This window comes from Bradyrhizobium sp. CCBAU 53338 (assembly GCF_015291665.1).
In the GTDB taxonomy this organism is placed as follows: Bacteria; Pseudomonadota; Alphaproteobacteria; order Rhizobiales; family Xanthobacteraceae; genus Bradyrhizobium.
The window spans coordinates 6,200,043-6,219,318 of the sequence record NZ_CP030048.1; the positions used below are offsets into that span (position 1 = coordinate 6,200,043).

The following is a 19,276-nucleotide window of genomic DNA, read 5'->3' on the forward strand; positions in this document are numbered from 1 at the left end:
GGATCAACTCCCGACGACGGGACGGCGCACCGGCTTTCCGGGCCGCGCCGCGACGTCGAGCAAGCCATCGGTGATGAGCGGCTGGCCGCTGACGACGAGATGCCGAACGCCTTCCGACGGCCGGTTCATCGCGGTGAAGGTCGCGCGATCGGAAAGCTTTTCGTAATCGAACACGACGATATCGGCATCAGCGTCCTTGGCAAGCTTGCCCTTGGCACGCATTGCGGGCGTGCTCTGCGACAGGATCTCCGCCGGGATCAGCGCGCATTTGCGCACGCCTTCGAGCAGCGACACGGTCTTGCGCTCGCGCACCCATTCGCGGATGAATTTCGTGAAGCAGCCGGCCGAGCGGGGATGCGAGGTGGCATCGTCAGGCAACGGCCAGGCGTCGCCGGTGTAGGTCTTGCCGTCCGACGTCGTCCACGGCATCGCGTCGGAGGCGATCGCACCGCCGGGATAGAGCACCGACATGTCGAGCAGATCGCGGTGATGCGCATTGTGCTCGGTGTCGAGAATGTGCCACAGCACCAGCGAGGACGGATCTTCGGCCTGCGCCTTCAGGAGCTCCTCGCGGTCGTGAAAGCGATAGCCGTCGGTCACGCGCTGCACGGAATCGTAACCGGTGCCGTTGCGCTCGACGAATTGCGGATCGCTGAAGAAGGCGGCGGCCAGCACGGTCGAGCCGGTGCCGTAGGGGTAGGCCTCGACCGTGATGGGCAGGCCCTGCGCCTGCGCCTTCTCGATCAGCACGCGGCAGCGCTCGATGTCGGTCTTGCTCGACGAATTGAAGTGACAGATGTGCATGTGCGCGCCGGTGGCGCCGGCATAGCCGATCAGGCGGATATAAGCCTCCGCCGCACTTTCAGGGTCGATGCGCGACATGTAGGCGACGTGGGTGAAGGTCGGCACGTCCTGCTTGGCCGCAAGCTGGCACACCGCGGTCAGCTCTTGCACACCGGCGCCGGGCGCATAGGCATTCAAGATGCCGATACCGATGCCGCCTTCGTCCAGACCCCGCGTGAGGCGCTCGAGGATGCCCGCCACCTCCGCGTCGGTTGCGACATTGTCCATCCAGCGGCGATCGCGCATGGCGTTGCCGAACGCCTCCAGCGAACTCTCGGCGTTGGATCCCGTCATCGCGCCGATGCGCGCAAAGGCCCAGTTGGTGGCGGCGCCGTAATTCAGCACGCGACCCTTGCGCGCCTGGCGCTCGTACCACGAGCCGACCGGCAGCACGCCGGCCTCGAGATCGAGCGTCGTGGTCACGCCGTCGAAGGCCTGCATGCGGTCGGCGGGGATCGACTGGCCGTGGGCGTGCAGATCGATGAAGCCGGGCGCGACCACGAGCCCGGTCGCATCGATCACCCGCTCGGCGCCGCCGAGCGAGGCGCCCACCGCGGCAATCTTGCCGTCCACCACCGCCACGTCGCCAATGGCATCCATTCCGCTCGCGGGATCCACCACCCGGCCGCCAGAGATCACCAAACCGCTCATATCGCCACTCCGCCACGCTATTTCCAAAGCCCCCAAAGGTCCGGCAACAGCTTCGGAGGCGAGACCAGCCGCATCGCGCACCGTCCCGTCGCGCATCAAGGCAGATTTTTTGATGAACCACCACCGCCACTGAAGCCGACACAGCATGCAGATTGCTGCCCGCCATTGCGGAGGTCGCGCAGATGGATGCAGTCCCGGGTTGCATCTCGGCCGAGGCCAAGCTATTGGATGCGCGCATTTTCATTTTGGAGGCGACCATGTCGACGACTGCACGCTTCCCGGGTTCGCCGCGCGATATTTGACGCGCCTGCCCGGGACCCATGTCCCAGGTGAACCACAAATCTCCAAATCGACTCTCATCTGCCGCGGCCATCGGTGCCGCGATTGAGAACCTATTGGCATGACACCCCATCTTCTGCCGGCCCCCTGTCAGGCGGCCGGGCGCTCCGACCTGCTCGAACGCAGGCTTCGGCGATATCATCCGCACGTCCAGGGCGCGGTGCGCGCGCTGGCCATGCGCCATCCGCGCGTCGCCGATCTTGCTTTGAGCTTTCCCGCGCTTCTCTTCGCACTGGCCGATCCGCAGGCCCGGCGCGATCCTGCATGCGCGATCGCCTCCGCGATCGACGGCGCCGCCCTCGCGCAAGTCGCTGCCCTTGTCGATCTGCCGATGTGGCTGCGCAAGATGCCGCCGGAGGCGTTCGTGCGTCCGATTCCCCCGCTGCCCAATGGCGAGCTTTTTCGCCGGCAGATCGCGAACCATCTTCCGCGTTCTCCAAAACTTGCGCCGGCCTGGCTTCAGCTCGTGGCCGATGCTGCCGCGCTCGCGCATGAGCCGCTGGCAGCGTGGATCGCGCGCGAATATGTCCGCGATCCGTCGCAGGTGCCGCCTGCAAGGTTACGGCGCATCGCGCTTTGGGCCTGGTTCTCGGCTGAGCCCGCGACGACAGGGCACGACCTGATCGAGCGGCCGTGGACGCCGAACATGCGGATCGACGCCGCACGCTCGGCTGCGAGTGATTGGGAAATCGCAGTTGCCCTGCATGCAAATCTGGGGCGACAGCCGATCGCCGATATGTGGCTGCGGGCGGGCCGGTTGGCGGGTTACGAGTTCCTGCCTCTGGATTCGATTGCTGCAATCACCGAAGAGGCAAAGGCCATGCGGAATTGCCTCCGGACCTACGCCGGCAACCTCGCGCATGATCAAACGCGGATTTGGGGCGTGCGGAAGGACGGCAAACGCGTCGCGACGCTACAGATCGCCCGCCGCTATCGCGACCCGCTGCCAAACATCGTGCAGCTCAAGGGACCCGGCAATAGCGAGGTCTCACGCGAGGTGTGGTGGGCCGCACGTCAATGGCTGCACAAGCACGATTTGTCGCAGGTCGTGATCCGGCCGCGCAACTGGGGAACAGCGCCGCTCGATCGCGACAGCTGGGTGTCGCTGTGGCGACCCTACTGGCTCGCCAAGCGCCGCATCCCCGACTGGCTGCCGTTGGCTCCGTCGCGCGAGGCGCTGGGCGCGCTGTGAATGAGCGAAGCCGTTGGTACAGCGTTGACCTCGAGCCATCCGTCCGGCTTTCCCACTTCGCGATCGAGGGTGGCCGAGCTGACTTTCTTCCCCGGCAGGTTCACTCCCGTTCTGCGCAAGCTGAGCGCAATTGGCGTCATGGCACCTCTGATCCCCCTCCAACCGGCCCTAAACTACAGGACGCGCCCGGCCGTTGCCACGCGGGATCAATGAGGAGGAGCGTTCGATTGTGCACAGATCGTCAGCGGTCGAGAATCGGTACGATGCTGTCGATCCTCAAGCGGCTCGCGACCACGCGATCGCGTTCTCGACCGATTACGCCGCCAGTCTCCGCTCAGCGACAATCCGTACGGGCGGAAACACAACGCAATCCACCACGTCGAACGTCACTTCGATGCTGCGATCGAACGCCAGCGCAAAGGCAATGGCATCATTGCGCCGTTCGTTAGCGACGCCAGTGCCAAGCGTACAGTGCGGCGTCCACGCGCCGGGCCGATAATGAGGACGACAATGTGATGGATCGATTGCCGCGCTGACAGCACGATGGATGCGGGCCAGAGCCTCCTCGACCTCCGGCTCCGCCCAGAGGACCAGCGGAGAACCTTCAAACCAGCGAATTCGCTTGAACGCGATGCGCAATTGGGTTTCGCCAGCTGTGGCTGCCAGCAGGGCTTCCCATGCGGTCCTTTCATCGATCGCGGGGCCGTCGTAGATCGCAAATGTAAAATGCGGACGGTAGCCGAGCGCACGCATGGACGGCTCGGCCTCGAACGCACCGACCTGATCCCACAACCGCTCGATCTCGCCCGCTGAACCGTTATCGGCCCGGATGTTGATCGCCAATGCCAAGGGCTCACCTCGATGGAGCTGCCTACGCAATCAAACGCTGCACCAGCGCCGACTCACTCGAGTAGGTCAAAAGCGCCTCGTGAGTCGCGCGGGTAACTCCGACATACGTCAGTCGAACACATTCCTCGATCGTCTCGCCGTGGCGGCCAAGCATGCCCAACCCTGCAATCGCGACGCACGGAAACTCGAGTCCTTTCGCCGTGTGCATACTCAACAAGCGCACAGCGACACGCTTCGTCGAAATTCTGTTCTTGTTGTTCTTGGCCATATCGATCGGCACGTCATGCTTGGCGAGGATCTGAGCGACCCGCTCCCCAATCCAGTGCTCCGGATAAAGGCAGGCCATTTGCGGCCACTCATACCCGGCCTTTTTCCGCCCGAGGAACCACTCGGCGACGCAGTGAGCTTCTGCGTCGATGCTCACACATTGCCGTACATCCGGCGCCAGGCCTTGCCGACCCGCATCTTCGGGCAGCAGGATGGGATTCTCGTCATCGGCGGTCGTGCCGGGAGCACCGATCACGTCGGAAGCGAAGCGTCTCGCAAAGGCAACGATCTGCGCAGTATTGCGGTAGTTGACTTTCAGCACGGTCGTTCTGCCCGACGCTTCAATTCCGAGCTGCTTCCATACCGGGCGCTCACGTCCCTTGTAGATGGCCTGTATGTCGTCGTAGACGACCATCAACGCCTTCGTGCGCGGGTTCACCATCTTGGCCGCAAGCGCGAGCCATTGCGGCTCGAAGTCGTGTGCCTCGTCGATCAGGACGGCGTCGTACTGCCCCATGGGGATATGCCCCTGATCGACAGCCTTCATGACCTCCGAAACGCTCGCAGCCAGTCGCTTTGCGTAGTCCGGATAGTCTCGCTCGGATGGAGCCGGAATCCCATACGTCCGCAGCATCCGGTAACACCAGCCATGAAAGGTAAGAACCTGCACGCGATGCTCCACGCCCCGATCCTGCATGGCATCCTCAAGTCGGCCCGCGATGCCATTGGCGTAACACAGGATGAGCACCGGCCTTGTCGCCCCGCGCGCCAGATACTCGGCGCGAAAGGCGAGGATCAGCGTCTTGCCCGATCCGGCAACGCCGCGAATGATCCGATGGCCCTCGCCCAGGCTGCGCGCGATCTGCTCCTGATGCATATCCATGACCGCGAGCGTCCGGTCGGACGGATCAGGCACGGGCGCTTCGTCCAGCGGCAAGGCAATCTGCCGTATGCGGATCTCGGGAAACAGCAGCGCACGCAGCCGGTCGAACTGCGGCATCGACAGCGGCTCTTCGAAGCGCGGCGGGACCATGCGCCACAATCTGCAGCGGAATTCTTCCGGGTCTGCGCTCTCGGTCATTTCATCCTTGAACACACACAGGTGCCCGGCGAGCACCTCCCTGAGATCGGTCTGGTCGAATTGCCGGCGCGTGATGTTGGTGAATACGACACCGAAGCCGAACGGAACGATGGATTTGCCCATGAAGCGATGGCCGGGCGGAAACAGCAATTGCCCGTCCCGTTCCAGCGTGCGCACAACATCGAACGTATACTTGCGCGCCTGCTCCAGGGGATTGCTTTCGCGCACGATGCCGCGCGCCGTCAGCAATTCGACGTTGCCCTTGTCGGCCGACACGATCGACTCCAGACGCCAGTCCTTCACCTCGAGCACGAGCAGGCCGTTTGCCGGGTGAACGATGATGAAGTCCGGATGCCGATTGCGAGGGCCCACCGGGAGATTGTGCCAAACGACGGCATTCTCCTCGAGGAAGTCCTTGAGGCGCTCCGCGAGCCGCAACTCGCCGCGCGTGTCGAAGCGCGCGAAGCCGAGGCTGGGGATCAGTGTCGCCATGTGCGTCCGAGAGGTTGAGAGCCAACTCGAAAGCCTAACATGACCTCGGCACGCTGTGGACCAATGCGCGCAGGTCTGCGACCTCGCAACTCAGGGGCTATTCCGGTGACTTTTTCTGGAAGACCCATCGGGCCGGGGCGACTTCAAGCGCATCCGATGGCGTTCTGAAATAGCTGGCGCTCCCTAGGGGAATCGAACCCCTGTTTCAGCCTTGAGAGGGCCGCGTCCTAACCGCTAGACGAAGGGAGCGTGAGGGCTAGCCAATAGCCTCGAAATTTGTCCGCCGCAAGGACTGAACCGGCCTTTTATGGCTCATTGGCAAATTTCAGCTTTCCGGCCGGCTTGAGCGTGCGGGCGTCGAAGGTGCGGATCTCGGTGACCCCGCCGATATCGAGCGTGACCACGAGGCGGTCGCCGGCGATGCCGGTGGAGACGATCCTGGCGCCCTTCGGCAGGGTGGCGGTGACGTCGCCTGCGGTTTCCACCGCCCTTCCCTCCGACTTGAAAAGGCGGTAGCCCACCGCGATCAGGACGGCGCAGACGGCCAGCGCCGTGGTCAGCCCCGCGATCAGCATCATCCGCCGCACCCGCGCGAACAGCGCGGCCTGCTCGGGGGTCGGTTCGGGAACAGCGGTATCAGACGTCGTCATGGAAAGCTCAGGTTCAGCGCAAAGGTTGGAAGTCGTGGTCGAAGGCGACGAGGGCTCGGCCCGGCTCGACCGCGTGCTGGCGGCGCGCCTGCCGGAGCTGTCGCGATCAAGGCTCAAAGCCCTGATTCTGGCGGGCGCGGTGAGCCTCGAGGCCGCCGAGATCCGCGACCCCGCTTATCACGTCGCTTCAGGCGATACGATCATAATCGACGTGCCGGAGGCGGCCCCGCCCGAGCCCAAGGGCGAGGATATCGCGCTGGATATCGTGTTCGAGGACGACGACATCATCGTCATCAACAAGCCGAAAGGGCTGGTGGTGCACCCCGCGGCCGGGCACGAGACCGGCACGCTGGTGAACGCGCTGATCGCCCATTGCGGCACTTCGCTGTCGGGCATCGGCGGGGTGCGCCGGCCCGGCATCGTGCACCGGCTCGACAAGGACACGACCGGGCTGATGGTGGTCGCCAAGAACGATCTCGCGCACGCCTCGCTCACCGCCCAATTCGCCGACCACGGCCGCACCGGGCCGATGCGGCGCGGCTACATGGCGTTCGCCTGGGGGTTGCCGGGCCGCCATCGCGGCACGGTCGATGCGCCGATCGATCGCCATCCGCATGCGCGGGAAAAGATGGCGGTGCGCCAGGGCGGCCGCGAAGCGGTGACCCATTGGGAGCTGCTGGAGAGTTTCAACGGGCGCGACGGCAAGCCGGTCGCGGCACTGCTCGCCTGCGAGCTCGAGACCGGGCGCACCCACCAGATCCGCGTTCACCTCGCCCATATCGGCCACCCCCTGATGGGCGATACGGTCTACGGCCCGCATTTCAAGACCAAGGCGAACCAGCTCGGCCCCGAGTCGCAGGCGGCTTTGGCGGCCCTCGGACGGCAAGCTCTGCACGCTTATTTACTGGTACTCGAGCACCCCCGATCCGGAGAACTTCTTCACTGGGAGGCCGGCTTGCCGGAGGATTTGCTTCTCCTGGAAAGCGCCCTGAAAGCGGCGCTATGACGCAGGGCCTCTGAGAAAAGCCTTACCTTACAAAAAGTTATAGCTGCCACACGGGGACGTGACGTCAGCAATCCTTCCCTTTTTGCCCCCCGATAGGGTATATTGCGCCTGCGTTGGAAATGACCAACGGAACATCGCAGCCCGGCCGGCTTTGACAAAGCGGTCGTCTGCCTGGCCCGCCGCTATCGGGGGCCTGAACCTTTGGAGGGCTTACCAATGGCCCGTACCGCTGCTCTGCCGGTCCTCAATGGAGAATCCGGCCTTTCTCGCTACCTCGCCGAGATCCGCAAGTTCCCGATGCTGGAACCCCAGCAGGAATACATGCTCGCCAAGCGTTGGCGCGAGCATGACGATCGCGACGCGGCACATCAACTCGTCACCAGCCATCTCCGGCTCGTCGCCAAGATCGCCATGGGCTATCGCGGCTACGGCTTGCCGATCTCCGAGGTCGTCTCGGAAGGCAACGTCGGCCTGATGCAGGCGGTGAAGCGTTTCGAACCCGAAAAGGGCTTCCGTCTCGCCACCTATGCGATGTGGTGGATCAAGGCGTCGATTCAAGAGTACATCCTGCGTTCCTGGTCGCTCGTGAAGATGGGCACCACCGCGAACCAGAAGAAGCTGTTCTTCAACCTGCGCAAGGCCAAGAGCAAGATCAACGCGCTGGACGAGGGCGATCTCCGCCCCGACCAGGTGAAGATCATTGCCAAGCGCCTCGGCGTCACCGATCAGGACGTGATCGACATGAACCGCCGCCTCGGTGGCGATGCGTCGCTCAACGCGCCGATCCGGGACGACGGCGAAGCCGGCGAATGGCAGGACTGGCTGGTCGACAATACGCCCAACCAGGAAGCCATGATGGCGGAGCACGAGGAATATGATCACCGCCGTGACGCGCTGAACGGCGCTATGGGCGTGCTCAACCCGCGCGAACGCCGCATCTTCGAGGCACGCCGCCTCGCCGATGAGCCGATGACGCTGGAAGACCTTGCTGCCGAGTTCGGCGTGTCGCGCGAGCGCGTCCGCCAGATCGAGGTCCGCGCCTTCGAGAAGGTGCAGTCCGCGGTCAAGGGCACGATCGCAAGGGCCGAACAGGCCGCGCTGGAAGCCGCGCATTAAGCGCGGCTTTTTCCGGCGCCAGAGATTGGCGGATCGACAAGCGACGAAAAGCCGGCGGCAACGCCGGCTTTTTTGTCGTGTGAGCCGGAGCATGGTCGCGAGGGGCGCCGGCGGGACATCTTGAACGCACGTGGCCGGTCAACCGACCAAAGATGATCGGGCCACATCCAAAGGAACGGACACGCGCCGTGTCGATCATCCTGCAATCCACTGTCGGCGGCTTCTCGGCCCAGTTCATGCGCAAGCTGCCGCTGGTCGAGCAGGCCATGCGCGACCATGGCCTCGATCCCGCGGAGTTCGTGATCTCCAAGGACTTTGCCTCGACCGCGACGATCCCGATCATGGGCCCGTTCTTCTTCAACTACAGCGTCTACTTCGGCGAGGAGGAATTCACCGTCACCGAGCCGAACGACATGGTGTTCCTGGACTACTTCTTCAAACGCGTGCTGGCCGCGGACGGGCCGCCGGAATTGCCGGAGCAGCCGGGATTGATCCGCCGCCTCTTCGGCTGGATGGCGCAGCCGGTTTGACGCGCGCCGGTCACTCCCCCCATATCCGCGCCAGCGTCGCCAGCCAGCAGCCCTCGCAATAGCGGGCGTCCTTGAAGTCTATCCAATTGTGGGCATAGACGTGGTCGAGCGGAATGCCGTAGCGCGCGCGCAGCACCTGGACCAGGATCTTCCATGCCGCGACCTGCGCCTCGGTCGGACCGGTCGCGACATCGGGATAGTTGCCGGCGAACTCGACGCCGATGGAATTGTCGCGCACGACCTGATGATAGGTCGTGCTGTTGTCGACGTATTTGTTGTCGTTGCGGTTGGCGCCGTCGGTGTGGGTCGGCACCAGATTGTCGGCGACCGACCAGTAGACCGTGCCGTCGGTCTCGACCCAGACCATCACGCCGCGCCGCGTGGGGTTCTTCGACTGCTCCTGCGCGCCGCCGCGCGCCGAGCCCGTCGGCCCCTCGGTCTGGTGCACGATGATGTTACGCCAGGGATGGGCATTGGCGACATCGCCCCAGGGCGCGAGCCAGACGATCTTCAGGCCGGGGATGTCGGGCGTGCCGGCGCTGCGCGCGAGTCTTGAGAGCTCGGCATCGGCGGCGACGGCGGGAACGATCAGGAGTGCGGCGAGAACGGCCGCGAACAGGCGGGACATCATCACGGGGATCCAACAACGGAGCCCAGCGTAGCAGGATCTACGCGAATTTGCGCGTGGCCTCGCCGAGACCGGGCGCCTCTGGTGAGAGCGGCGGAGCCTGGTCGAAGATCGCAAAGTCGTTCTTGCCGTTCTTCTTGGCGGCATAGAGCGCGTGGTCGGCGTGGGCGATCAGCCGGTCCGGGAATTGGCCGATGCCGCGATCCCATTCCGCAACGCCGATCGAGATCGCGATCGGGATGTCGTTGCCGGAGCAGCCGGCGGCATCCTGGCGGCAGACCTCGAGGATGCGGCGGGCGATCAACGCACCTTCGCGCATGGAGGAGGACGGCAGCACGACGCAGAACTCGTCGCCGCCGGTGCGGGCGAGCAGGTCACCGGGCCGCAAGCGCGTCTGCGCCATCAGGGTGAAGTGCTGGAGGCAGGCATCGCCCGCGGCATGACCGTGGGTGTCGTTGATGGTCTTGAAGCCGTCGAGGTCGATCACCAGCAGCGAGAACGGCTCGCCGCTGCGCTCCGAGCGGGCACATTCCTCCGACAGCCGCTGCAGCAGATGACGGCGGTTGGCGACGCCGGTGAGGTCGTCGAGCAGCGCAAGGTCGGCGACCTCGTTGCGCAAGCGGTCCATCGCCATCAGCAGGAAGCCGAAATTGAGCGTCATCGACAAGAACAGCAGCAGCAGCACCATGACGGCATGGGTCTGACCGCCGGCTCGCGCCGAGAAATCGTAGCCGAGCACATTGCCGGCCGTACGGATCAGGAAGATCCCGATGATGGTGAGGATCACGATGCCGGACAGCCGGGCTCCCGGACTGGCGCGGCCCTCGGGCGGCGCCAGCAACAGGCGCAGTGACAGCACCAGCGGCAGGCCCTGCCCTACCGTGTAGAAGAGCATGCGCAACTGCATCTGCTCGAAGCCGACCATGAAGACCACGACGCCGGCGAGGCTGAGAATCCCCGTCCCGGCCATCAGACGCAAGTGCACCGGCCGGTCGTAGAAGCGCTGGATGCCCATGGCGGCGAAGCAGCTCGCCGCCATGATGCCGGCGGCACCGAGCAGCAGCGGCAAAGGCGACTCGACGAACAGTCGGATCAATGCGGTCATCGCACCGGCCGCGCCGACGAAGGCCGACGCCATCCAGTACCGCGCGGCCTCGAATTTCGGATAGGAGCGCGTCACATACGCCCAGATCAGGCCGAGCGCCGAGAAGTTGACGACGAAGACCATCCAAAGCGTCGGTACGTTCAGCATGGCGCCCGCAGTACGCGCAGCGTCCCGCCCCCTGTCTCTGGCAGAAGTCCGTCCATGACCCGTCCCCGTGTTCTTGCGGAGGATCATGCGCGGGCGCACTTAACGGAACCTCACTGCAACAGTCGAAAGCGCGCCCTTGGTTTTGGATTCATGAACGCAGCGGCGCGATTATCAGATCGTTAGGCACGTCGCCCGCGACGGTGCGCAATCGCGCTCAGCCAAGCGCCGATGCGGATTCGCGGACCAAAAGCACCTGAAAACGCATCTGAGCTGTGGATAACGCAATGACACAGATGTGACAGCGCGGGGCAGGCGGCTGCGAATCTGCTGAGTTTGTCATCGAGGATGTTGCGAGGCTGGCCCTCCGCCGAGCGTTCCTCGTGTCGCGTTTCACCATTAACCCTTAAGAGGATCCTATGGCTAAGAAAGCGAAGAAGGCGAAGAAGGCGACGAAGAAGAAGGCCAAGAAGGCCGCCAAGAAGAAGTAACTCCGGAAGTTTCTTTGCCCGGGTGGAGCACGCTCCGCCCGGGCGTCGGGCAAGGCCGGGAGAGTTTGAAGGTAGCGGGCGCGAGGCCCGCTTTTTTATTGACTACCGCTCGGCGAAGGCCAGCTTGGCGCCCAGCAGGGCAAAGCCCGCCGCAAAGGAGCGGCGCAGCCAGGCCATCACGCCGGGACGGGAGATGACGCGCTCGCGCACGGACGCCGCGCACAGGCCGTAGACCACGAACACGGCAAGGGTCATGGCCATGAAGGCGCCGCTCAATTCCAGCATCCGCGCCAGCACATGCGCCTCGTCCGCGGCGATGAACTGCGGCAGGAAGGCGAGGAAGAAGATCGAAAGCTTCGGGTTGAGGATATTGATCAGGAAGCCGGTGACGATGACCCGGCCGCTCGAACGCTCCTTGATATCGGCCTCGACCGCAAGCGCCCCCGTCTCGCGCAGCGCCTGCCAGAACATGTAGAGCAGATAGGCCACGCCGCACCATTTCAACGCAGCGAAGGCCAGCGCGCTGGTGTGCAGCACGGCGGCGAGGCCCAGCATCGCCGCGACCATGTGCGGCACGATCCCGAGCGTGCAGCCGAACGCCGCCGCCACGCTGGCGCGCGAACCGCGGGTCAGCGCCGCGGCCAGGGTGTAGAGCACGCCGGTGCCCGGCGAGGCGACGACGATGAGCGAGGTGAGCAGGAAGGACCAGGACATGATCCGTCCCTATCACCCCTGCCGCTCGCGGAGAAGTCACGACACGGTCAGCTCCCCCACCGGGCAGACCTCAGTTCAGCTGGGCGATCTCGGCTTCGCGCAGCACGTCGAGCGGCGCCCAGGGCTTGGCCCAGAATTTCGCGCCCTCGGGCAACGGCCGCGTCAACGGGCGGCCCGAGGTGACGACGACGTCGAGCTTCGGATTGCGATCCTTGGCCATGTGCGCGAGTTCTACGCCGCTCATGCGGCCAGCGAGCTGGACGTCGGTCAGCATCAGGCAGAGCGCGCCGGCATTCTTGTCCAGCACGCGCTCGGCGGCTTCCGCACTCTCACACTGGATGACTTGATACCCGCTCTCTTCGAGCAGGAGACTGAGCATCTCCCGCTGCATGGCGTCGTCTTCAACGATGAGGGCTGTTGCCGGAAACGGCTTGGATTGTCCCATCGGTGGCTCCCAATGCTGCTTGCCTCCGTCCAAGTATCCCATGTTAAACAAGGAACCCCGGTCTGGTTCGGGACCATTCTGAAAAAATATAGATCCGTGTTCCCTTCGCGGATCCTGACGGGAGGCATCATGACGGCGATTCGCGGCGCGGCGGCCATCACGGGAGCGGCGAGCGGCATCGGCCGCGCGCTCGCGATTGAACTCGCCAGCCGCGGCTGCGACCTCGCGCTCGCCGATCGCGACGAGGCCGGGTTGAAATCGCTCGCCGCAGAGATCGGCCAGGGAAACGACAAGGCGCGCAGGATCAGCGTGCACCGCGTCGACGTCGGCGAGCCCGATGACATCGCGCAATTCGCGCGCGAGGCCGTCGCCGCGCATCCCGCGCTCGACATCGTCATCAACAATGCCGGCGTGGCGCTGATGGGGACGTTCGAGGAGATCGACCATGCGCAGATGGACTGGCTGTTCGACATCAATTTCTGGGGCGTGGTGCACGGCACGCGCGCCTTCCTGCCGCACCTGAAGACACGGCCGGAGGCGCATATCGTCAACGTCTCCTCGATCTTCGGCATCATCGCGCCACCGGGACAATCGGCCTATGCGGCGGCGAAATTCGCGGTGCGCGGTTTTTCCGAGAGCGTGCGCCACGAGCTTGCGGTCGCGGGCAGCCCGGTCAAACTATCGGTGGTGCATCCCGGCGGCGTCGCCACGTCGATCGCGCGCTCCTCGCGCACCGGGGTCGGCGTCACCGACAATGCGCGCCGCGCGCAGATGATCGACCGGTTCGAGAGCGCGGCGCGAACGACGCCGAGGGACGCGGCGCTGCGCATCATCAGGGGCATCGAGAAAAACGAGCCGCGCATCCTGATCGGCAACGACGCCAGATTCATGGACATCCTGCAGCGCTTCCGCCCGGGGACCTACTGGGCGCCCTTGCAGCGGCGGCTGGAGAAGATGGCGAAGGGGAAGTAGGGGACGCGACGGCCTGTCCCCACCTCCGCCCCTACCGCCCCACCAGCCTGTCGGCAAAATACCCGATGGTCTTGCGGTAGATCACCGCCCTGTTCCACTCGCGCATCGCATCGAAATTGGCCGAGCCTTCGTCATAGGGCTGGCCCATCTTGAAGCCGTTCGAGTGCAGCAGGTTCGCGGTCGAGGCGAGCACGTCGGCGACGCTGTGGCGGAGGTCGACATGGCCGTCGCCGTCGAAATCGACGCCGTATTTGATGTAGGAGGACGGCAGGAACTGGGTCTGGCCGATCTCGCCGGCATAGGCGCCGATGAGGTCGCGCAGCGGCAGGTCGCCGCGCTGCACGATCTTGAGCGCGGCGAGCAGCTCGCCCTGGAACAGCTCGGTGCGGCGGCAATCATGCGCGAGCGTCGCCAGCGTGCGGATCACCGGCAGCTTGCCCATGTCGCCCTTGCCGAAATCGCTCTCCAGGCCCCAGATCGCGACCAGGATCTGTCGGGGCACGCCGAACTGCTGCTCGATGCGCGAGAGCAGCGCGGCATGGCGCTGCAGCAGCGCACGGCCGCCATTGATGCGGCCGGGCCCGACGCGGGTCGAGACATACTGCTCGAAGCTCTTGTTGAAGGTGTAGCGCTGGCGCCGGTCGAAGGCGAGCACGGCGCCATCCTGGGTGATGCCGCCGAACGCCGCGCTGGTCACGCCCGCCGAGACGCCGGCGGCTTGCGCTTCCGCGCTCATGCTGGCGACAAAGCTGTTGAAGTCGCCGCCGCAGCGCGCGGCCTCGGCCGACCCGCCGGCCAGCGAAACAATGACGGCGGCGGCGAGAAGCGGTCTCAACATCCGAAAAAATCCTCATGCCCTGGGGCGCAAAACTGCCGGGGATCATGCCCGGGAACGGGGTTCGGGTCAAAGCGGCGCGTTTGATCCGCATCAACGTGCCTCGCGCCCTTGCTCATAGATTGGCAGGACAGGAGCGCCGCCCAGGAGACGAGCCATGACAGGAGTTACGCTGACCGCCGACCAGATCCGCAACGCACCAGCGCCGGTGCGGGAATGGATCGAGCAAGAGGTGATCCGCTCGCTCGGCCTCGTGCCCCGCGCTCCCACTGCGGCCGCGACGGCGCAAGCCGCCCATCTCGTCGCCTGCAGCGTGGAAGACATGGCCGGCGTGGTCGAGCATATCCGCGGAACGTTCCCCGCGGTCAACGTCCTGTTCGAATTCGGCCGGCCCGGCGTCAACTACGGCCAGCCCGCGGTGATGACGTTCCGTCTGATGGACATCCTGCACCACACGCGGCTGCAGCAGATCGAACAGCTCATGACCTGCCTGGAGATGATCAACAAGGCGCTGGCCGACGTCAGGAAGGACCCGTCCGCGCGCTTCTGCGGCTTCGACAATGAGGGCCACTGCCTGATCGCGCCGCAGACGCAGGCCAGCATCGCCGCGCTCTGGCAGGACATGATGGCGCGTCAGCAGGCGCAGCAGACCAGGGCGAACGACCGGATCGCGCCGGCGGCGTAAGCCGGATCGAACACCCGCGCTTGCGGAGAATTCGTCATGCCCGACACCAGACGACGCGCCGGCCCGCCCTCCATCCGCCTGCTGCGCATGCCCCTCCTCCGCCTGCTCGCCATCAACCTCGCGATCGGCGCCGGCGCTGCAACGCTCCTCGTCGGCGGCCTGCTCTGGCTCAACCCCGGACATCTGCGCGAGTTGATCTTCGCCGATCGCGCGCCGGGCATCGGGCTCGCCGTGCTGCTCGCATCGTTCGTCATCACCTTCGGCTCCACCGCGATGGGCAGCGCGATCATGGCGCAGGGGCGCAAGGAGAAAGATGGCGGAAGCCGCGGCGGCCACACATCGCATTTGGCCGCGCAGGAAGTCACGCGGCGCACACGGCCGACGTGATAGGCGCAACGCACGAACCAACCGGGGCGAAACAAAAACCGCAAAACAACCCCATGCACAGTAGGAGCACGGCGACGAGCGATGCGCCTTTTCCGAATATGAGTTGACCCGTCGGGCAAAACAGGGGTATGGTGTCAGCATCGCAGACTGTGGACATTGGCACCCTGCCCGCGCCGCATCCTCCGCGCGTCGTGCGATCCACCCTCATGACCGACGACACATGAATCCAGGTATGGCATCCCGCTGCGCATGGTCGCTGGCATCTCGCAGCTCGGCCACCCGCGCGTTCTCGTTGCGTTGCGAGAGGCAGCAAGATGAACAGGTCATGTCAACGAACCAATGATGTGCTTTCGAAATTGTGGAACCCGCGTGGACATCTGCTGCATATCTGATGCGCTTGCTGCGACATCGTCGCCACCATGATTTGCCTTGCCATGGCAGAGCGTAAGTTATAGAATTCTATCTCAGGTTGTTGCCCTGCCAGCCCCGGGCAGCGTTGAAGGCCAAAATAAACGGCGGGCTTGTCGGCCCGCCGTTTATCGAGGCGCAGGGCCGCGAGCGGCGCGCACGGCGCGGCCGGGCATCGCGAAAGCAAGCACAATCAAACGGTTCCACGACCGGCCCAGCCGGCGCTTCGGCTGGAACATCGATGTCGACATCGGCGCGAAGCCATTTGACTGCGGCGCCCTGATCGACGACAAGCCGCCATGGCCAAAAAACCCGGAACCAATCCGAAGGGCGAATTCGCCTTTTTCAACGTCGTCTACGAAGACGGCTCCCAACGCTCCAACCGCCGCGTGCCCGCCGAGCTGCTCGGCGGCCTCGACGGCGACGAACCCGCGCGCGGCTTCATCATGGAGCAGGACCGCGAGATCGCGGAAAAGAGCGGGCGGCCGGCGTTGGAAATCAAGAGCCTCGATCGGGTTGGGGCGAAGAAGAAGTAGAGGGCCACGGCTCGACGAGATTGGGCTGAACTGGTGCGGCATCGGGAGTTCACCTCTCCCTTGGGAGAGGTCGGCGCTCCCGGGCGATGCGAAGCATCGTCCCGCGCACCGGGTGAGGGTTTCCGGTCTCACCACGTGCAGCGCCCCCTCACCCGATTTACTCCTGGCGATGCTCCGCATCGCCAGGCGCAAATCGACCTCTCCCCGCTGGGGAGAGGTGTCAGAGCCCGCGGCCAATCAATTCGATTTGAAGCCACTTTGCTCCACGCGCGCGCTCACCAGCGCCCGCACCATTTGTTCCAGGCAAACAGCAGATCCGCAAACCGGTCATAGACGAACCGCAGTCAGTGCATTACCGCTTGTGACCCAGAGCGGACATGGGCGTAGGTCGGTGGGTGATGTCCGCGGGCTCACCCTTGGGGCAAACACTGAAAATTTAACGTCGGTAAGGCCACCGGTTGACAACATTATACGATGCAACCAAGAAGAATGAATGCGACGTATTCTTCTGCGCCTCGGCACTCTAGCGCTCATTGCGATCTGTCTCACGGGATGCGGGAGGCGTGAAAGCTATCGCTACAAACTATCTCTCGCCGTCAGCACCCCGGCAGGGGTCAAACGGGCGTCAAACGTTGTTGAGGTGCAGGTCTTTAGCGTTTCGATACCAGCTAAGGGTGTCATGCACGAGCTGAACGGTGAGGCTCTTTATCTTGATCTTGGCGAGGGAAGAAAGCCTTTGATTGCCTTGCTAACCAAGCGGTCCGGGCGAAACAAGAGCGGAGAAGTTCGTTGGTCGCGCGATGGAGGGCCGAACAATCCTCTACTTGCTGAATTTTGCGGCGACGCAAGCGCAAAAGAGCTTCTCGACCTCGTCCACTGTGTTTCCAGGACACGCGGCTCGTTCCGGGTCAGTCTTGATGATATCCCTGATCTCGTGACTTTCGCTAACATCGATCAGCCCGATTCCGTCGCGCTTGTCGATCCACACAATCTCGCCGCGACGCTCGGATCAGACGTTGCTTGGAGCGCTGTCACGCTCGAAATCACGGATGAACCCGTCACGAGGAGTATCAATAGCAAGCTCCCGTGGTTGCGGGATCGTTTTGAGAAGAAACGCCAACTTGATGGCGCATATGGCTATTTCAAGAATGAACTAGCGAATATCCTGAGTTGGTCGGACTTCGAGTCGCCGCGGGATTCTAAATGAACTCGATAGCCTAATTTGCCCGCTGTCGTTTGTCCGCTTGTGGCCCATTGCTGACTTGTTGCGCCGTCCGCCGTTCGTCGGTTTGTGACCCAAATCGGACTTCATCGCCATCGCTTGATTGCGCCGCATTGATTGTGTAATTTTCCTGCCAGCGCCGATTTGACACTCAGCTTGCGGGCGCTTCTACAAATGCAGCTAAAGAGACCCGCTAGTCCTGCATCTCCCGCATCGCGTGAATCGTCGGCCAACTCGAATGGGAGGGCCGAATGAGATTTGCTGCAATCGCGGATGTGCACGGGAATCGCCCGGCGCTTGAAGCCGTACTTGCGGACATTGCCGGACTAGGCATCCATGAGGTTGTAAACCTCGGTGACCACGTCAGCGGTCCGTTGGAGGCGGCCAGAACTGCGGACCTACTGATCGAACGAAACTTTCCGTCGGTGCGCGGCGATCAGGATCGTATCCTCATTGAGCTCTGGCAGGGGGGCACTTCGACTCGCGGCGATTTCCGACAGCTCGAACGCAAGCACTTCGACTGGCTGGCGAGTATGCCGCCCACGCTAATATACAGGGACCAAGTGTTCTTATGCCATGCGGCGCCAAGGGACGACGCTGCTTTTTGGCTCGACTATGTGACCGAAGACGGGGATGTGCGCGCCAGTCCGATCGAGGCCATTGAGCCCGAAGCTGAGGGGATCAACGCCCGACTCATCTTGTGTGGGCACACTCACATTCCAAGAGTTGTCCGCCTGAGAAATGGACGACTAGTCGTTAATCCCGGCAGCGTTGGACTGCCCGGTTACGACGGGATGATGCCCGTTCCTTACGTGGTTGAGGTCGGCACACCTCACGCGTGCTATGCGATCTTAGAGCGGACTGGAGAGGGCTGGCTAGTGACCATGCGGCACGTGCCCTACGATGGCGCGCTTATGGCTGAACTCGCACGCAGCAGAGGAATGCGCAGTTGGGCGCACGCGATTGCAACTGGTTGGGTCCAACGGGAGAACAAGTAAGTCCGCTTGTGGCCCTTCGCTTCCGTTAGGGCGTTGCGGCGAGATGTCCGGGGTCGGGGGTAGAGCGGAAGCTCCCCACCGGTGATCAAAACGGCGCTGTTGGCCCATTGCAGTCATCGAGGACTGCATGCAAGCTGAACAGGGATCGGACGAGGTAATTCGCAGAGGCTAGCTTCATGACAGCAACGCTTTGGGAGGTCCCGGTCCCTCCCACTCAGGTTGAATCTACAAGGATTGAGCAGTTGCCGAAGCGTATCACGCGCTTGGCCATTTCCTTAGTGGTGCTGAGAGATGATGTTGATGTGGTTGAATATCATGATCTTTCTTTTGAGGGGACCGAGCTATTCAAGTGCACCTATCTCACCTCTCTTACTGCAGAGATGATCCGGTCAGCCTACGGCAAGCTCCTGGATTTAGGGCGTACTGAATTGTGGTCTCAAATTGCCGACAGATCGCAGAAAGAGAATATTCGGCACTTAATGATTTGCTTCGATGACGGCCCTCGTTACGAGGTTGTTTGCACCAGCTTTTCGCACTTGAAAAGATAGACTGTGATGTCGCCTGATAGCCCATCTCGGAAGTCGGGCACCGTCCGCTCTTTTGTTGCTGTTGGAATAGAAGCCGACATGGGCCGGGAAATCGCCTGGTGAGTGCAAGCCGCAGCCTGGATTGCTTCGTCGCTTCAGCGCA

General features: G+C 63.7%; 21 protein-coding genes and 1 tRNA gene. 12 read left to right on the top strand and 10 right to left on the bottom strand.

Annotated features, from left to right (window positions below):
- Nucleotides 1–3: 3 nt before the first annotated feature.
- Complete coding sequence (locus XH90_RS29000; RefSeq protein WP_194477688.1) at nt 4–1,494, bottom strand: amidohydrolase family protein; 1,491 nt, start codon at nt 1,492–1,494, stop codon at nt 4–6.
- 152 nt (nt 1,495–1,646) lie between these two features.
- Here XH90_RS29000 and XH90_RS29005 point away from each other — a divergent pair, with 152 nt between their 5' ends.
- Both XH90_RS29005 and XH90_RS29010 read left to right on the top strand, forming a co-directional pair.
- Entirely contained in the window at nt 1,647–1,796 is a 150-nt protein-coding gene (locus XH90_RS29005; RefSeq protein ID WP_194477689.1) for a hypothetical protein, read from the top strand.
- A 98-nt stretch (nt 1,797–1,894) separates the two neighbouring features.
- Entirely contained in the window at nt 1,895–3,025 is a 1,131-nt protein-coding gene (locus XH90_RS29010) for a PcfJ domain-containing protein (protein ID WP_194477690.1), read from the top strand.
- Between the two features lie 315 nt (nt 3,026–3,340).
- Here XH90_RS29010 and XH90_RS29015 read toward each other — a convergent pair whose 3' ends face one another.
- The 4 genes from XH90_RS29015 to XH90_RS29030 all read right to left on the bottom strand — a co-directional run bounded on the left by XH90_RS29015 (nt 3,341) and on the right by XH90_RS29030 (nt 6,364).
- Entirely contained in the window at nt 3,341–3,874 is a 534-nt protein-coding gene (locus XH90_RS29015; RefSeq protein ID WP_194477691.1) for a 2'-5' RNA ligase family protein, read from the bottom strand.
- 22 nt (nt 3,875–3,896) lie between these two features.
- Nucleotides 3,897–5,714, bottom strand: coding sequence for a DEAD/DEAH box helicase (locus XH90_RS29020; RefSeq protein WP_194477692.1), 1,818 nt, complete (start codon nt 5,712–5,714; stop codon nt 3,897–3,899).
- Nucleotides 5,715–5,888: 174 nt separating this feature from the next.
- Nucleotides 5,889–5,963: transfer RNA gene (locus XH90_RS29025), tRNA-Glu, on the bottom strand.
- A 56-nt stretch (nt 5,964–6,019) separates the two neighbouring features.
- The gene (locus XH90_RS29030) at nt 6,020–6,364 is read right to left on the bottom strand and encodes a hypothetical protein (protein ID WP_194477693.1); all 345 of its coding nucleotides are present in this window, start codon (nt 6,362–6,364) and stop codon (nt 6,020–6,022) included.
- Here XH90_RS29030 and XH90_RS29035 point away from each other — a divergent pair.
- The 3 genes from XH90_RS29035 to XH90_RS29045 all read left to right on the top strand — a co-directional run bounded on the left by XH90_RS29035 (nt 6,363) and on the right by XH90_RS29045 (nt 9,016).
- The gene (locus XH90_RS29035) at nt 6,363–7,370 is read left to right on the top strand and encodes an RluA family pseudouridine synthase (RefSeq protein WP_194477694.1); all 1,008 of its coding nucleotides are present in this window, start codon (nt 6,363–6,365) and stop codon (nt 7,368–7,370) included. The two genes, XH90_RS29030 and XH90_RS29035, sit on opposite strands and share 2 nt — an antisense overlap.
- 216 nt (nt 7,371–7,586) lie before the next feature.
- Nucleotides 7,587–8,486 (top strand): RNA polymerase sigma factor RpoH, encoded by a 900-nt coding sequence (gene rpoH / locus XH90_RS29040; RefSeq protein ID WP_100178250.1) that lies wholly within the window; start codon nt 7,587–7,589, stop codon nt 8,484–8,486.
- 188 nt (nt 8,487–8,674) lie between these two features.
- Nucleotides 8,675–9,016, top strand: coding sequence for a hypothetical protein (locus tag XH90_RS29045; protein ID WP_194477695.1), 342 nt, complete (start codon nt 8,675–8,677; stop codon nt 9,014–9,016).
- A gap of 10 nt (nt 9,017–9,026) precedes the next feature.
- Here the strand turns inward: XH90_RS29045 and XH90_RS29050 are convergent, their stop codons facing one another.
- The 4 genes from XH90_RS29050 to XH90_RS29065 all read right to left on the bottom strand — a co-directional run bounded on the left by XH90_RS29050 (nt 9,027) and on the right by XH90_RS29065 (nt 12,543).
- Nucleotides 9,027–9,647 (bottom strand): peptidoglycan recognition family protein, encoded by a 621-nt coding sequence (locus XH90_RS29050; RefSeq protein WP_194477696.1) that lies wholly within the window; start codon nt 9,645–9,647, stop codon nt 9,027–9,029.
- Nucleotides 9,648–9,684: 37 nt separating this feature from the next.
- Nucleotides 9,685–10,896, bottom strand: coding sequence for a GGDEF domain-containing protein (locus XH90_RS29055; RefSeq protein ID WP_194477697.1), 1,212 nt, complete (start codon nt 10,894–10,896; stop codon nt 9,685–9,687).
- A 590-nt stretch (nt 10,897–11,486) separates the two neighbouring features.
- Nucleotides 11,487–12,098, bottom strand: coding sequence for a LysE family translocator (locus XH90_RS29060; RefSeq protein ID WP_194477698.1), 612 nt, complete (start codon nt 12,096–12,098; stop codon nt 11,487–11,489).
- Between the two features lie 70 nt (nt 12,099–12,168).
- Nucleotides 12,169–12,543 carry a response regulator gene (locus XH90_RS29065; protein WP_194477699.1) on the bottom strand — a complete coding sequence of 125 codons (375 nt, stop codon included), beginning with the start codon at nt 12,541–12,543 and terminating at the stop codon, nt 12,169–12,171.
- A 129-nt stretch (nt 12,544–12,672) separates the two neighbouring features.
- Between XH90_RS29065 and XH90_RS29070 the strand changes: the two genes are divergently transcribed.
- Complete coding sequence (locus XH90_RS29070; RefSeq protein WP_194477700.1) at nt 12,673–13,515, top strand: SDR family oxidoreductase; 843 nt, start codon at nt 12,673–12,675, stop codon at nt 13,513–13,515.
- Nucleotides 13,516–13,546: 31 nt separating this feature from the next.
- Here the strand turns inward: XH90_RS29070 and XH90_RS29075 are convergent, their stop codons facing one another.
- Nucleotides 13,547–14,353: a lytic murein transglycosylase gene (locus tag XH90_RS29075; RefSeq protein ID WP_194477701.1), complete on the bottom strand. Its 807-nt coding sequence runs from the start codon at nt 14,351–14,353 to the stop codon at nt 13,547–13,549.
- Between the two features lie 154 nt (nt 14,354–14,507).
- Here XH90_RS29075 and XH90_RS29080 point away from each other — a divergent pair, with 154 nt between their 5' ends.
- The 6 genes from XH90_RS29080 to XH90_RS29105 all read left to right on the top strand — a co-directional run bounded on the left by XH90_RS29080 (nt 14,508) and on the right by XH90_RS29105 (nt 19,134).
- Nucleotides 14,508–15,035, top strand: coding sequence for a hypothetical protein (locus tag XH90_RS29080; RefSeq protein WP_194477702.1), 528 nt, complete (start codon nt 14,508–14,510; stop codon nt 15,033–15,035).
- A gap of 36 nt (nt 15,036–15,071) precedes the next feature.
- Nucleotides 15,072–15,422 (top strand): hypothetical protein, encoded by a 351-nt coding sequence (locus XH90_RS29085; RefSeq protein ID WP_194477703.1) that lies wholly within the window; start codon nt 15,072–15,074, stop codon nt 15,420–15,422.
- Nucleotides 15,423–16,129: 707 nt separating this feature from the next.
- Entirely contained in the window at nt 16,130–16,366 is a 237-nt protein-coding gene (locus XH90_RS29090; RefSeq protein ID WP_194477704.1) for a hypothetical protein, read from the top strand.
- Nucleotides 16,367–16,859: 493 nt separating this feature from the next.
- On the top strand, nt 16,860–17,573 hold the full coding sequence (locus XH90_RS29095; protein ID WP_194477705.1) for a hypothetical protein: 714 nt from the start codon (nt 16,860–16,862) through the stop codon (nt 17,571–17,573).
- Between the two features lie 266 nt (nt 17,574–17,839).
- On the top strand, nt 17,840–18,586 hold the full coding sequence (locus XH90_RS29100) for a metallophosphoesterase (protein WP_194477706.1): 747 nt from the start codon (nt 17,840–17,842) through the stop codon (nt 18,584–18,586).
- Nucleotides 18,587–18,828: 242 nt separating this feature from the next.
- Entirely contained in the window at nt 18,829–19,134 is a 306-nt protein-coding gene (locus XH90_RS29105) for a hypothetical protein (protein WP_194477707.1), read from the top strand.
- The last annotated feature ends 142 nt before the right edge of the window (nt 19,135–19,276 follow it).